13 protein-coding genes are annotated in these 14,106 nt (G+C 71.0%); 6 read left to right on the plus strand and 7 right to left on the minus strand.

What is annotated here, in order from left to right:
- Positions 1–169: 169 nt before the first annotated feature.
- A complete protein-coding gene (gene cyaB, locus BIV23_RS40315; protein WP_281250205.1) occupies positions 170–730 on the minus strand; it encodes a class IV adenylate cyclase in 561 nt (186 codons plus the stop codon).
- A gap of 24 nt (positions 731–754) precedes the next feature.
- Positions 755–2,137 (minus strand): class I SAM-dependent methyltransferase, encoded by a 1,383-nt coding sequence (locus tag BIV23_RS40320; protein ID WP_218161919.1) that lies wholly within the window; start codon positions 2,135–2,137, stop codon positions 755–757.
- 466 nt (positions 2,138–2,603) lie between these two features.
- On the opposite strand from BIV23_RS40320, the gene BIV23_RS40325 reads away from it, so the two are divergent.
- Positions 2,604–3,362 (plus strand): GntR family transcriptional regulator, encoded by a 759-nt coding sequence (locus BIV23_RS40325; protein ID WP_071385973.1) that lies wholly within the window; start codon positions 2,604–2,606, stop codon positions 3,360–3,362.
- Between the two features lie 63 nt (positions 3,363–3,425).
- On the opposite strand, the gene BIV23_RS40330 is transcribed toward BIV23_RS40325, so the two are convergent.
- The 3 genes from BIV23_RS40330 to BIV23_RS40340 all read right to left on the minus strand — a co-directional run bounded on the left by BIV23_RS40330 (position 3,426) and on the right by BIV23_RS40340 (position 6,815).
- Positions 3,426–5,675, minus strand: coding sequence for a mannosyltransferase YkcB-related protein (locus tag BIV23_RS40330; RefSeq protein WP_071385974.1), 2,250 nt, complete (start codon positions 5,673–5,675; stop codon positions 3,426–3,428).
- Positions 5,676–5,805: 130 nt separating this feature from the next.
- Positions 5,806–6,006: a DUF397 domain-containing protein gene (locus BIV23_RS40335; protein ID WP_071385975.1), complete on the minus strand. Its 201-nt coding sequence runs from the start codon at positions 6,004–6,006 to the stop codon at positions 5,806–5,808.
- The gene (locus BIV23_RS40340) at positions 6,003–6,815 is read right to left on the minus strand and encodes a helix-turn-helix domain-containing protein (protein WP_245790882.1); all 813 of its coding nucleotides are present in this window, start codon (positions 6,813–6,815) and stop codon (positions 6,003–6,005) included. Before BIV23_RS40340 ends, BIV23_RS40335 begins: the two co-directional genes overlap by 4 nt.
- 378 nt (positions 6,816–7,193) lie before the next feature.
- Here BIV23_RS40340 and BIV23_RS49970 point away from each other — a divergent pair, with 378 nt between their 5' ends.
- Both BIV23_RS49970 and BIV23_RS40350 read left to right on the plus strand, forming a co-directional pair.
- Positions 7,194–7,379 carry a hypothetical protein gene (locus BIV23_RS49970; protein ID WP_143079220.1) on the plus strand — a complete coding sequence of 62 codons (186 nt, stop codon included), beginning with the start codon at positions 7,194–7,196 and terminating at the stop codon, positions 7,377–7,379.
- Positions 7,376–7,663 carry a hypothetical protein gene (locus BIV23_RS40350; protein WP_071385978.1) on the plus strand — a complete coding sequence of 96 codons (288 nt, stop codon included), beginning with the start codon at positions 7,376–7,378 and terminating at the stop codon, positions 7,661–7,663. The genes BIV23_RS49970 and BIV23_RS40350 overlap by 4 nt, the downstream gene beginning before the upstream one ends.
- Before the next feature lie 12 nt (positions 7,664–7,675).
- Here BIV23_RS40350 and BIV23_RS40355 read toward each other — a convergent pair whose 3' ends face one another.
- On the minus strand, positions 7,676–8,047 hold the full coding sequence (locus BIV23_RS40355; protein ID WP_071385979.1) for a hypothetical protein: 372 nt from the start codon (positions 8,045–8,047) through the stop codon (positions 7,676–7,678).
- A gap of 92 nt (positions 8,048–8,139) precedes the next feature.
- Here BIV23_RS40355 and BIV23_RS40360 point away from each other — a divergent pair, with 92 nt between their 5' ends.
- The 3 genes from BIV23_RS40360 (at position 8,140) to BIV23_RS40370 (ending at position 13,473) form a co-directional block, all read left to right on the plus strand.
- Complete coding sequence (locus tag BIV23_RS40360) at positions 8,140–9,063, plus strand: serine hydrolase (protein WP_071385980.1); 924 nt, start codon at positions 8,140–8,142, stop codon at positions 9,061–9,063.
- 128 nt (positions 9,064–9,191) lie between these two features.
- Positions 9,192–12,959, plus strand: a complete 3,768-nt coding sequence (locus tag BIV23_RS40365) for an ABC transporter ATP-binding protein (protein WP_071385981.1) — start codon at positions 9,192–9,194, stop codon at positions 12,957–12,959.
- 127 nt (positions 12,960–13,086) lie between these two features.
- Entirely contained in the window at positions 13,087–13,473 is a 387-nt protein-coding gene (locus BIV23_RS40370; protein WP_107471413.1) for a hypothetical protein, read from the plus strand.
- Positions 13,474–13,504: 31 nt separating this feature from the next.
- Here the strand turns inward: BIV23_RS40370 and BIV23_RS40375 are convergent, their stop codons facing one another.
- The gene (locus BIV23_RS40375) at positions 13,505–14,065 is read right to left on the minus strand and encodes a hypothetical protein (RefSeq protein ID WP_071386037.1); all 561 of its coding nucleotides are present in this window, start codon (positions 14,063–14,065) and stop codon (positions 13,505–13,507) included.
- Positions 14,066–14,106 lie beyond the last annotated feature (41 nt).

The raw sequence follows: 14,106 nt of genomic DNA on the forward strand, positions 1-14,106 counted from the left end.
CGGGGGACGGGGGTTTCCGCGTAGGCAGAGGACGAGGAGGAGCTCGGGGCCGCCGTCCGTCACGCCGCCGCCGAGCTGGATGTAGTGCAGAGGACCTGCGCAAGGCGCCGACAACTCCGGGCCCGTCAGTGGTCGTGCTCTCTCAGAGGATGTGAGGTTGCGCTGAGGTTCATGAAGTGGTGCAGCCCATGGCCAGATCGCGGTAGGGCAATTCGACAGTCGGCAGGTCGGCCACGCCGAGCCGTCGCTCGATCGTTGCCACGGTGTCGGATGCCGTCTCCGGGTCCGCGCTGATGACCTCCGTTTCGACGAAGACGCCGACGCCTGCCACGGTGTCGATGTTCACGCTGACGCTCGGGTGCTTCGGATGCCGGTAGGCCGCTCGGTGTTTTTTCACCTGGACGAGGCGTCGCATGCCGATGTTCTCCAGCAGCTGGTCGGCCTGCTGTGCCTGGTCGAAGGCGAGCAGGACGTTCGTCTCCTTCTTGGAGATGACGCCGTCGCTGCTGTGGGTGGCCTCGGCGGACGGGGGCTTGTAGGTGATCTCGCAGAAGTCGCCGCGGCGCCTGACGCGCAGGCACTCCACCGTCTGCATGTAGTCGACGTCGGGGCGGCTGTAGTACGTGTCCACTTCGGTCACCGGCGCGTCCGGCTGCCAGCCGAGCCCGGTGAGCATCCGTGCTACGAACGACCCATCGTCTTCATCCGGGAGGCGTCGCTTGCGCTCCACTTCGATGTGCCCGTCCAATGCTGGTCACCCTCCTGAATTGATCGCTGAGTACACGCGGGCCAAGCTGCCCTTGCTGCACCACTGCTGGAGACAGTGCATCCCCTCTGACAACGAACGTGTGTCACCGACGGGGATGTTGGTGAAAAGGACCAGTTGCTTGGCGTCGCGGAGGGGGTTGGGCAGTGCGCGCCGCAGGTAGCGGTTGTAGTAGGTGCGGTCGCGGCGCAGCACGTCGGTCGGCTGCACGGGCATGAGCACGGTGCGCTGGTTCTGGGCCACCTCGGTGGAGTGGACGGCCACGGCCGCGAGCAGGGAGTCCAGCGTCATGTACGCGTACGTTTCGCGCCCCTCGCGGGTCACCCAGTTCTGCCAGACCTCCCCGCACTCCCCGTCGCCGTGTTCGGCCAGCGTGAGGAAGGCGTTGAGTGCGATGTCGGTGCACTCGTCGAAGATGTCCCCGTCGACGGTGTAGTGGTCAATGTACCGCTCGCTCAGAGCGATCAGCATGGACTTCTGGGAGTCGGGGAGCCAATCGGTGTCTGTCAGCGCGTAGTGGACCCGCTTGTGCCCGCGCCTGGCGTCGATCCAGTCCGCTGCGAGGGGGCCTTCAAGGAACGGCCGGAAGCCGAGGACGCCCGAGCGCCACACGTGGTCGCGCAGGGTGATGTAGTGCCTCTGCACTTCCCGGAACACCCCGGCAGGGGCAGCGATGACGGCGCTGGTCATCTCGTCCAGCCTCTCGACGGGGACGATCCGCGAGTCCTGCCGGAACACCATCGGGTCGGAGGCGCTGTGGTAAGGGTGCGTGCCGTGCTCCAGATACTGCGGGACGAACATCCGCAGGAACCGGAGCCACGACCGTGAGGTGTACGTCTGGAGCGACCCGTCGTGGAGAGACACTCCCTTGACCGCGTACACATCGCGGTAGGCGAACATGCCGCCCGGGCGGAGGACCGTCGGCAGCGTGCGGATCACCCCATGCAGGCCGGTGTAGCCGCCGGCGTACGAATACACCTCGTGCAGCAGAGCGGAAGCGCTGATGACGTCGGCCGGCTCGGTAAGCAGTGTTCCCATGTCCTGGGCGAAGCCGGAGACCAACTGACAGGTGCCAACCCGGCTGAAGGCCTCCACGGCATCCGCCAGCGAGGACGACGTGACACCGGGCACTTCGATGAGAGTGAGGCGCGCGCTCTCGACGTGCGGTTCGCCTAAGGAGAGCTGTGAGGCCAGGTGGGCGACAGCGGAGCCGCCACCGGGCCCTACCGCAACGACATGGGGACTGGGGTGGCACGTGCGCTTCAGCGCCTGGACGGCGAGGAACGCCTTCTCCTCACCGTGCGCATTGGCGGCCACGTCGAGGTACCCCGATGCCGTCTTGAGCACTGTCTGGAATTCGGTACTCGACACAATCCCTCCTGGGATGCGCTACCGGGCCCCTCGCGCAGCGCGTTGCGGGGCACAACGGGAGGGGCGTTCATGAGGTGCGACCCTGACCCTGCGGTCGCCATGGGGGTGCGTCAGTCGGAGATCCGGGCCGGCCCCGGAGCGTGGACCGGGGCGGGATTCGCGTCGACGCATCCGGGATGAGCAACGAGCGACGGAAGCCGGACTCCTGCCCGGGTTGCCTAGCTGATGCCGTGTCGGCGGTAAGCGCCACTGGGCTTCTTGGTCCGGCACGAGGGCCTCCGAAGCGAAGACGAGAGTCGTCATCTCCAGAGATGTCAGGCCGCCTCAGTTAAGCGCACCGCATCGAGTCTTCGCAACACATCTCTAGAGATGTATCGGAGTGCTTACTCAAAGGGGTCTGCCTGTCGACTGGGGCGTGGGATCTCTGATGCCTAGGATGTCTAGAGATGATCGAAGGAGAGGTCTGATGAGCAGCCGGGAGACGGGGCGGCAGCCCAAGTACCAGCGGATCGCCGCAGAGCTACGGGCGGCTGTCGAAGCCGGTCGGTATCGGCCCGGGGACCGGCTGCCCGGCGAGAACGACCTGATGGCCGATTACGGCGTCGCCCGGATGACGGCGCGGCAGGCGCTGGGCGTGCTCCAGGCCGAAGGCATCGCGGAGGCCCGCAAGGGGGCCGGGGTGTTCGTCCGGGATTTCAGGCCCATCAGGCGGCGGGGGATCGAGCGGCTCGCGCGTACGCAGTGGGGCGAGGGACGCTCCATCTGGTCAGCGGACATCGGGGCCCGGGAACTGGTCGTCGACTCGGTCGAGGTGACGGAAGGGCCGGCGTCGGCTGTCGTGGCGGCGGTCATGGGCCTGGGCGAGGGCGCCCTCGTCTGTGTGCGTCGGCGCCGCTTCGTGCTCGACGGCAAGCCGGTGCTGCTGTCCACCTCGTCTCTGCCGGCCGACCTCGTCACCGGTACGCCGATCACAGAACCGGAGACCGGGCCCGGCGGTACGTACGCGAGGCTCGCGGAGCTGGGGCACGGGCCCGTCCGCTTCCGCGAGGAGATCCGGTCCCGGATGCCGGGCCAGGGCGAGGCCGAGCGGCTGGCGCTCCCGGCAGGTGTGCCCGTCATGCTGATCGTGCGCACCGCCTACGACGCGGAGGGGCTGGTAGTCGAGGTGAACGAGATGACGCTGGACTCGTCGGCGTATGTGCTGGAGTACGACTTCGAGGCCTGAGATGTGAACGCGCCAGGGGTCCGTGGGCCCCTGGCGCGGGTGGTGCGGTCGGTGAGCGGTGCTTTAGTTCAGGTCCGACGGATCCAGGCGGTAGAGCGTGGACTGGTTCGTGGTCGAGGCGGCCGAGGACGACGTCTCCGACCCGGAGGCCGACGCCGAACTCTTGCTGTACGCGCTCTCCTTCACCAGCGTGCCGTGCTTCTTCACCCAGGCCGTGACCTCGGAGGACACGCTGTTGGTGGAGCCGCCAGGGCCACCGCCCATCATGCCGCCGCCGAGCTGGATGTAGTGCAGCTCGCCCCTCTTGACCAGCTCCTCCAGCTTGGCGACGGTCATCGCCTGGTCGGTGCCGGTGAAGCCCCACATGGAGATGACGGGCACCTTCGCGCTCAGCTCGATCGAGGCCGCGCTCTGCGAGTTGGAGACCGCGAGCAGCCAGGTGGCGCCGTCCCGGTGCTTCTTCAGGTAGGCGACGAGGTCGCTGTCCGCGCCGCCCATGCCGCCGCCCATGGCGCCCCGCATACGGCCGTTTCCGGTCGCACCGGCCGGTGCGCCACCGGCCTCGGCGCCGGTGCCGGTGCCGGTCGGGGGCGTGCCGCCCGTCTCGGAGTTGCGGCCGCCCTGCCCGCCCGCACCGGGGAAGCCGCCGCTCGGCATGCCGCCGTCGGGCATCTCGCCGTTCGCCGAGCCGCCGGGGAAGCCGCCCCCCGCCGCCGCGTTCCGGCCGCCGCCCGGCATCTCGCCGCCGCCCGGGAAACCGCCCCGGCCGCGGCCCCCGCCCATGCCGCCGAAGCCGCCTCCCGTCGAGGGCCCGGCCGTCGGGTTCACGCCGCCCATGCCGCCGCCCGAGCCGGACGGCACCGACCAGGCGTACGCCGCCGGGCCCGCGAGCGCCGCGATCACGGCCGCCGTCACGGAGGCCGCCAGCAGGCGGGCGCGGCCCGCGGAGCGGGACAGGAGCAGGCCCACGATCGCCGCCGCCATCAGCACGCCCACCGTCGGCCACAGCCAGGTGTTCCAGCCGGACGCGCGGCGCAGCAGGACCACGGCCCAGACCGCCGTGACCGCGAGAGCGGCCGGCAGGACCCACACCCAGCGCCTGTCGGCGCGGAACGCGCGCAGCAGCAGTACGCCACCGCCGCCGCACAGCGCGGCGATGCCGGGCGCGAGGGCGGTCGTGTAGTACGGGTGCATCGTGCCCTCGGCGGTCGCGAAGGTGACGTAGTGCAGGACCGTCCAGCCGCCCCAGAGGACGAGCGCGGCCCGGGTGAGGTCGGTGCGCGGGGCGCGGCCGCACAGGATCAGGCCGCAGACGAGGGCGAGCAGCGCGAACGGGATCAGCCAGGAGATCTGGCCGCCGAGGATGTCGTTGAACATCCGGCCGAGGCCCGCGGAGCCGGAGAAGCCGCCTCCGCCGCCCCCACCCCCGCCGCCGTTGCCCTCGCCGCCGAAGATCCGGCCGAGGCCGTTGTAGCCCATGATCAGGTTCCAGGCGGTGCCGTCGGTCGAACCGCCGATGTACGGCCGCTCGGAGGCGGGGACCAGGGAGACGGCGATCGCCCACCAGAAGCCGGCGACCGCGAGGACCACGCCCGCGATCAGCAGGTTCACGATCCGCTTCACGAGCGTCGGGCGCGCCGCGAGCAGGTAGACCGCGAAGACGGCGGGCAGTGCGATGTAACCGGCCAGCATCTTCGTGTTGAAGGCGAGGCCGAAGCAGACCGCCGAGCCGAGCAGCGGCAGCAGCCTGCCGGTGCGCGTGGCGCGCAGGGCGAGCGCCGCGCCGCCGACCATCAGCAGGACGAGGATCGTGTCGGGGTTGTTGTCCCGGTTGATCGCGACCGTGATCGGGGTCAGGGCCAGCACCAGTGCGGCCACGGCGGCTGCCGCGTGCCCGAACGTCCGCTTCACGGAGGAGTGCAGGATCCAGATCGCGCCGAGCCCGGCCGCGACCTCCGGCAGCATCATCTGCCAGGTGCCGAAGCCGAGGATCCGGCACGACAGGCTCATGACCATGTCGGCGAAGGGCGGCTTGTCGACGGTGAGGAAGTTGCCCGCGTCGAGCGAGCCGAAGAACCAGGCCTTCCAGTTCTGGGTGCCGCTGTAGATGGCCGCGCTGTAGAAGCTGTTGAGGCTGGAGCCGGAGAGGTTCCAGGTGTACAGCACGGCCGCGAGCAGCATGATCGCGAGCAGCGCGGGCAGCGACCAGCGCGGCGCGCGCTCCGGACCGGTGTCCGGCGGGGTCGGCGTCGGGGACGGCGGACCCGGGGTCGCCGTCATGGCGTGGGGGAGGGGATCGGTGGCAGATGTCACCACTGCACCCTGCAGACCGGCGATGGGTACGCGCTGTGCCGTACCTGGGGGGAAGCTGTGGGTCTGCGCCCCTTCGGGGACTCGGCGGCGCCCCCTTTGACGCTGCCGAGTCTGTATTCGTCGCCGTTGCTCAGACGTGAGCGTCCTTCGCCAGGGTGACGAAGTCGGACCAGGCGTGGGCGGTGAGGCTCAGCGCCGGGCCGTTGGGGTTCTTGGTGTCGCGGACGGGGACCAGGCCGCGGGTGGCGGCGAGGTTGGTGGCGACCTCGATGCAGGCGCCGCCGTTGCTGCTGTACGAGGACGTGAACCACTGCGGGGCTTCGGTCGTCACGGATTGCCCTTTCGTAACTGGCTGATCATGGCCACAGAGGCCGCTTGTGAGAGCGATTCGGCCTGCAACTGATGGTAGGCCCGCAGTAGGGGCTGAACGAACCCGATATCCCGCTCCAGTCGGCCCTGCAGCACGGACTCGGCGTACGCGACATTGGACCGGTCGGGCAGCGTCAACAAGTGGACGGGGAGATCGAACGCCCGGCGCTCACCGAGATCGTACGGCGCCACCTGGAGGACTGTGGAAGGCAGTTCGGCGAACGCGATCAGCCGGTCCAGTTGGGCCGTCATGACCTCGGGACCGCCCACGACTCGCCGGAGGCAGCCCTCGTCCAGGACCGCGTAGACCATGGGCGTCGGTGTGCGTTCCAGGGCCGCCTGGCGCTCCGCGAGCTTCGACAGCCGTTCCTCTGCCTGGAATTCCGAGATGGCACCTCGCCGTACTTCACCCGTGGTGACGGCGGCGGCGTACTCCGGGGTCTGGAGCAGCCCGGGAACGATGGTCAGCTCGAAGAGGCGGATCTCGGTCGCCTGGACCTCCTTCTCCACGAAGTCCGGGAACCCGTCCAGCAGCGCCGTCTCCCGTACGGCCTTCTCCTGGCGGGCGAGCAGGCTGCCCGTGCCCAGCGCGTCGTCAGCCTTCTTCGCGAAGCGACGAGTTGGAGAGCGGCGGCCAACTTCTACGGCCGAGATGTGCGTGCCCGAGTACCCCATCCGCAAGCCCAGCTCGTCCTGGGTCCAGCCGCGTTCGTCCCGCAGCCTGCGCAACCGTTCCCCGAACGCGTCGAGGGGTGACTTTTCGGGGTTCAACTCTTTTCGGTTCAACGGCTACCTTCCAACTCCCCGTGCAAGCCCCGCAAGTTGAAGACACCCCGACTATAGGCCACGCTGAACTCGCTTGGTAGTCATACCGCTACGGAGAGGAGTTCCCATGTCGGAATTTGCCCGGAATCAGGTAGAAGCCTTCCCCAAGTGCCACGGGTCGCTCGTGGAGTTACGGGAAGCCTTGGCCGGCGCCGGTGTCTCCCTTCCCGGCCTCCGCCTCGACCCGGCGTCCTTCGGCGACGGGGACGGGATCCCTCTCTTCGACCTCGGCCGCTGCAACATGACCAACGCGGCTCGACTGGTCGAAGCGCTACGGAGGGGAGCGTCGCCGCCCGGATCAACCAGCGCAAGGGAGTTGACGACATGAGTCTCCGTATCACCCGCTTCCTCAAGTCGCCGCTGCTACGGCGGCACAGGCCGACCGGCCACGGAACCGGACTCCGGCCCCCGCGGCCGCAACGGCCCCCGCAGCCGCCGCTCCCCGCCCGCGTGCCCGGCATCGGCATGGGGTCGTGCGGGATGCCGCCCGCCGGGGAGGTGGCCCGGTGAGCGGCGGCACCACCGCGCGCCTGCTGCCCTGGGCGGGGGCGGAGGGCAAGCCCTGCTATCTCGTGACCGACGGCACCGGGCCTCTCTCCGAGGTGGCCGACACCATCGAGAGCGTGCAGCTCGGCATGGCGGCCGATCTGCTCGGCCACGCCGCCGACTTGATGGCCGACCACCGGGCGACATCCGCCCAGCTACGGTTCCTGCTCGCCAGGATGCGCGAGGCGTTGACCGACGTGCACCGGATCGCCGCCAGCCGGGGTGCCCGCCTCGCGGAGCGGAACTGAAGCCCTCCGGCATCAGGGCAGCAGGTCGGCGAAGTCCTCTTTGAACTCGGCCAGCTGGGCCTCGTACCCCGCGACGAAATCCGGGCGGCGGTCGTCGCCGAGGGTGCCCGTGGGAGGGAGCGGGCCCCGCTCCAGGAGGTCGGGCAGTGAACGGAACACCGCCGTTGCCGCCTTCCAGCGCGCGTCATCGCGCGTGCGGGCCCGCAGCAGGGCGTCGTACGGATTCGACTTCAGGTCGTCGATGCGCTGTGCCGGGACGAACTTGCCCGTGAAGGCGTCCGCGTCGGGCAGGGGCTCACCCGGATCCGCGAGCGAGCGCAGCACCGCCACCGTCGCGAACAGCCGCCCCCACCGTCTGACGTGACTCTCATTCACCGTCGGCATGGGCGGATCATTACCACCTTCCGAACTCTTCGAACTTCCTCGATGCGGCCAGGTGTGCAACCATCCGGCCGTCCCGGCGAGTCAACTGGGGCATGGACTCCCGAATACCCAGGCGTACCGGCGTGCTCGCCGCCGCCCTCGGCGCCGCCCTGCTCGTGCCCACCGCGGTCGCCGCCGTCCCGGCCGCCGCGGCCACGCCCGCCGTCAGCTGCACGTCCGCCAAGGCGGGCCTCGCCGTGAAGCTCCAGAAGGACATCACCGCCGCCCTCGCGAACCGCAAGGGCACCGTCGCCCTCGGCGTGTACGACCGCGGCACGAACACCACCTGCACCCTGCGCGCCACCAGTTCCTACGACTCGGCCAGCACCGTGAAGGTCACCGTGCTCGCGACGCTGCTGTGGGACGCCAAGAAGCACAACCGCTATCTGACGAGCACCGAGACGAAGCTCGCCACGGCCATGATCACGAAGTCGGACAACGCCGCGACCAGCACGCTGTGGAAGCAGCTGGGCCTGACGAAGATCAAGGGCTTCCTGTCCGCCGCCGGGATGACGAAGACCGTGCCGGGCACGGGCGGTTACTGGGGGCTGACCCAGGAGAACGTCACCGACGAGCAGAAGCTGCTGAAGCTCGTCACCGCCAAGAACAGCGTGCTGAGCGACAACTCCCGCGCCTACATCCTGAAGCTGATGGGCGAGGTCATCTCCGCACAGCGCTGGGGCACCCCGGCCGGTGCCCCCGCCACGGTCGCGGTGCACGTCAAGAACGGCTGGCTGCAGCGCGCGACGCACGGCTGGCGGGTGCACAGCCTCGGCACCTTCGACGGCGCGGGCCACGACTACATGATGTCGGTGCTGACCCAGGACAACGCCACCATGGACTACGGCGTGACCACCATCCAGAACGTCGCCAAGGTCATCCACAAGGACCTCGTGCCGACCACGACGGCCACCAAGGTCTACGTCCCGACGAGCAGGCCGAGCGAGGCCTTCGTCGCCGTACCGCCGCAGGGCTGAGGCACGGCACACGGCATACGGCATACGGCCGGACCCCGCGGAGCGTTTTGTTGCAGCGGGATGAAATCCGCCCCCGTCGGCGTTGGTGCCTTCCGGCAGAGCAGGTCAGGCGAACGGAAGGCACCGGCGTGGCAGCGCAACGGGGATGGGCGAGGCGCCTGGCGGCGTACGCCTGGCGGTATCCGAAGGACGTCGTCCTGGCCCTCGGCTCGTCCCTGGCCGGCATGGCCGTCATGGCCGTCGTCCCGCTGATCACCAAGGTGATCATCGACGACGTGATCGGGAACCACTCCCGCGCCATGGCCCCCTGGACCGGCGCCCTGATCGGCGCGGCCCTGCTCGTCTACGCCTCCACCTACGTCCGCCGCTACTACGGCGGCCGCCTCGCCCTCGACGTCCAGCACGACCTGCGCACGGAGATGTACGAGACGATCACCCGGCTCGACGGGCGGCGGCAGGACGAGCTGTCCACCGGGCAGGTGGTCGGGCGCGCGACCAGCGACCTCCAGCTGATCCAGGGCCTGCTCTTCATGCTCCCCATGACCATCGGGAACGTCCTGCTCTTCCTGATATCCCTGGTGATCATGGCGTGGCTGTCGCTGCCGCTGACCCTGGTCGCCCTCGCCGTCGCGCCCGCCCTCGGCTGGATCGCCCGGCGCAGCCGCAGCAAGCTGCACCCCGCCACCTGGTACGCCCAGGCCCAGGCCGCCGCCGTCGCGGGCGTGGTCGACGGTGCCGTGAGCGGCGTACGCGTGGTGAAGGGCTTCGGGCAGGAGGAGCAGGAGACCGGGAAACTGCGGGAGGTCGGCCGCCGGCTCTTCGCCGGGCGGCTGCGCACCATACGGCTGAACAGCAGGTTCACCCCCGCCCTCCAGGCCGTACCGGCCCTCGGCCAGGTCGCCATGCTGGCCCTCGGCGGCTGGCTGGCGGTGCGCGGGCACATCACGCTCGGCACGTTCGTCGCCTTCTCCAGCTACCTCGCCCAGCTCGTCGGCCCGGTTCGCATGCTCGCCATGGTCCTCACCGTCGGCCAGCAGGCCCGCGCCGGCACCGAGCGCGTCCTGGAGCTGATCGACACCGAGCCGACGATGCGGGACGGCGGCAAGACCCTCCCGGCCGACGCGCCCGCGACCGTCGAGTTCGACGACGTGTCCTTCGGGTACGGCGGCTCCCCGGTCCTCGACGGGCTCAGCTTCGAGATACGTTCCGGCGAGACCCTCGCCGTCGTCGGCTCCTCCGGCTCCGGCAAGTCCACCCTCTCGCTGCTGCTGCCGCGCTTCTACGACGTCACCCGGGGCGCCGTCCTGATCGGCGGCCACGACGTGCGCGAGCTGACCCTCGACTCGCTGCGGGCCGCGATCGGACTCGTCCCCGAGGACTCCTTCCTCTTCTCCGACACCGTCCGCGCCAACATCGCCTACGGCCGCCCGGACGCCACCCAGGAGGAGATCGAGGCCGCCGCCCGCGCCGCCCAGGCGGACCGTTTCATCGCCGAGCTCCCCGAGGGCTACGACACCACGGTCGGCGAGCAGGGCCTGACCCTGTCCGGCGGCCAGCGCCAGCGCGTCGCGCTCGCCCGAGCCCTGCTCACCGACCCGCGCCTGCTCGTCCTGGACGACGCCACCTCGGCCGTGGACGCCCGCGTCGAGCACGAGATCCACGAGGCCCTGGCGCACGTCATGCGGGGGCGCACCACGCTCCTCATCGCGCACCGCCGCTCCACCCTGAACCTCGCCGACCGCATCGCCGTCCTCGACGGCGGCCGGCTCGCCGACCTCGGCACGCACGAGGAGCTCCAGGAGCGGTCGCCGCTGTACCGCAGGCTGCTGACCGACCCCGACGAGCTGGGCGGCGTATCCCCTGGCCACGCCCCGCCGGCCGGTCCGGCACAGGACACGACCGTGCGTGACGAACTGGACGCCGAGTTCGACGCCGAGCGGGGCGTGACCCCCCGGCTGTGGACCGGCGACCGGGCGCCCAGGGATCCGGCGCTGTCCGGCACACCCGCCACGCCCGAGCTGCTCGCCCAGGTCGAGGCGCTGCCCCCGGCCACCGACACCCCGGACGTCGACGAGGCCCGGGCGGTGCGCCGTGAGGACTCCTACGGGCTGCGCCGGCTGCTGCGCGGCTTCGGCGCGCCCCTGCTGGTCAGCCTGGGTCTGGTCGCCGTGGACGCGGGCGCGGGCCTGCTGCTGCCGGTGCTGATCCGGCACGGCATCGACGCGGGCGTGACGAAGACGGCCCTCGGCGCGGTCTGGGCGGCCTCGCTGCTCGGCCTCGCGACCGTCCTCGTCCAGTGGGCCGCGCAGATCGGCGAGACCCGGATGACCGGCCGCACCGGCGAGCGCGTCCTTTACACGCTGCGGCTGAAGATCTTCGCCCAGCTCCAGCGGCTCGGGCTCGACTACTACGAGCGCGAGCTGACCGGCCGGATCATGACGCGTATGACGACCGACGTCGACGCGCTGTCGACGTTCCTGCAGACCGGCCTGGTCACGGCGTTCGTCTCGGTCGTCACCTTCTTCGGCATCATGCTCGTCCTGCTGCTGATCGACGTGCAGCTCGCGCTCGTCGTCTTCGCGACCCTGCCCCCGCTGATCGTCGCGACGGTCTTCTTCCGCCGGGCGAGCGTGAAGGCGTACGAACTCGCCCGCGAGCGCGTGTCGGTGGTCAACGCCGACCTCCAGGAGTCGGTCGCAGGGCTGCGGATCGTGCAGGCCTTCCGACGCGAGCGCGACGGCGGGGCGCGGTTCGCCGGGCGCAGCGACGACTACCGCCGCGCCCGGATCCGCGGCCAGTGGCTGATATCGGTCTACTTCCCGTTCGTGCAGCTGCTGTCCTCGGTCGCCTCGGCGTCCGTGCTGATCGCGGGCGCGCACCGGGTGGAGGCGGCCACGCTGACGACGGGCGCCCTGGTCGCCTACCTGCTCTACATCGACCTGTTCTTCGCGCCCGTCCAGCAGCTGTCCCAGGTCTTCGACGGCTACCAACAGGCCACGGTCTCGCTCGGCCGCATCCAGGAGCTGCTGCGCGAGCCGACGTCCACCAGGTCGGCCGACGAGCCGCTGGAGGTCCTCTCCCTGCGCGGCGAGATCGCCTTCGAGGACGTGCACTTCGCGTACGGCGGTGAGGAGGAGGCGCTGACCGGCATCGACCTGACGATCCCCGCCGGACAGACCGTCGCCTTCGTCGGCGAGACGGGCGCGGGCAAGTCCACCCTGGTCAAGCTGGTCGCGCGGTTCTACGACCCGACCGGCGGCCGGGTCACCGCCGACGGCACGGATCTGCGCGCCCTCGACCTGACCTCGTACCGGCACCGGCTCGGGGTGGTCCCGCAGGAGGCGTACCTCTTCCCGGGCACGATCCGCGACGCGATCGCCTACGGCCGCCCCGACGCGAGCGACGCCGAGGTGGAGGCGGCGGCGCGGGCGGTCGGCGCGCACGAGATGATCGCCGGTCTGGAGGGCGGCTACCTGCACGAGGTCGCCGAGCGCGGCCGCAACCTGTCGGCCGGCCAGCGCCAGCTGATCGCCCTCGCCCGCGCCGAACTGGTCGACCCCGACATCCTGCTCCTGGACGAGGCCACGGCCGCGCTGGACCTGGCCACGGAGGCACAGGTCAACCAGGCCACCGACCGGCTGGCGGGCCGTCGTACGGCCCGCCCGTCGCCCGACCACCACCCCTCAACGAGCGCGTACGCGCGCACCACCTTGATTGTCGCCCACCGCCTGACCACGGCGGCCCGCGCGGACCGGGTGGTGGTGATGGCCCACGGCCGGATCGCCGAGGACGGTACGCACGACGAGCTGCTCGCCCGCGGCGGCCGGTACGCCGAGCTGTGGCGGACCTTCGTCGGCGGGGCCGAGCCGGAGGAGCCGGTCGCCGCGACCGCCTGACGCGCGCCGCTGACGGTCGTGCAACCGTCCGACACACTCACGCGTCCCGTACATCAGTACGGCCGTCGGGGGAGGGTGACCGTGCCAGGGGGTGTTACGGGTGATACGGGGAGGAACAACTGTGGACATGGGTGGAGTACGCCGGCGCCTGGCGCTCGGGGCGGCCGTGCTGGTGGGGTCCGGGACGCTCGCCCTGCTGGCGTCCGGCGTCGCCGAGGCGGCCCCGGCGGACACCTGCGCCGGGCGGGAGGTGCGGACCCTGTCGTTCAGCACGGGCGTCACGCACGTCTACAAACGCGACGGCTACATCTGCGCCATGACGGTCGCCAGACGCACCGGCGCCGTCCAGACGATGTCCGTGAGCGTGCAGGCCCGCGGCAACCGCCCGGTGACCGACACCGGCGGCTACCGGTACGAGGCGGGCCCGGTCACCGTGCACGCCGGCCACCGCTGCGTGTGGATCAGGGGCTCGGTGGGCTCGGGCTCGGTCGACTCGGGCTGGATCCTGTGCTGAGCGGGTCCCGCGGACGGCCGTAGCCGAGGGCTCACAGCCGGCGGGCACAGCCCACCGGCCGGTCCCCGCCCAGCTGCACGTACAGCACCGTCGACGGCGGGCACCCGGCCCGGGTCCGCGCCGCCACGGTGATCCGGTACTGCGGCGGGTGCGCGCCCGCGCCGTCGCACCGCGTCTCGCGGACCTGGCCGGTGCCGGAGGTGTAGACGCAGTCGCCGGGGATCGTGCGCGGGCCGCCTCCGCCGCCGGGGTCACCGGGGTGCGGGGGCTCCAGAGCGCGCATGCAGGCGTAGCCCTCGGTGCCGATGTGCAGGACGAAGTCGGTGGTCGGCGGGCACAGCGGGCCGCCGTCCGCAGCGCCCTCGTAGCGGGCGACGACCCGGGCCGCCGCCCGCTCGCCGGTGCAGGGCACCTCGGTGACGTCGGTCGTGCCGAAGGAGCTGCACGCGCCGACCGCGAGGAACCCGGTGCCGTAGCCGCCGCTCGCGGTCGGGCGGGCGTCGCCCACCGGCGCGCCCGCCCCGCCCCGGCAGCCGGTCAGCAGGGCGGCCAGCAGCAGGCACGCCAGCTTCGAGGCACCTTTCCCGCGCATCGTCATCCCCCCGGCGTCCCCGCCCAGCGTGGCCCGGGACG

Origin of the sequence: Streptomyces monashensis (genome assembly GCF_001866665.1) — a bacterium.
Classification (GTDB): domain Bacteria; phylum Actinomycetota; class Actinomycetes; order Streptomycetales; family Streptomycetaceae; genus Streptomyces; species Streptomyces monashensis.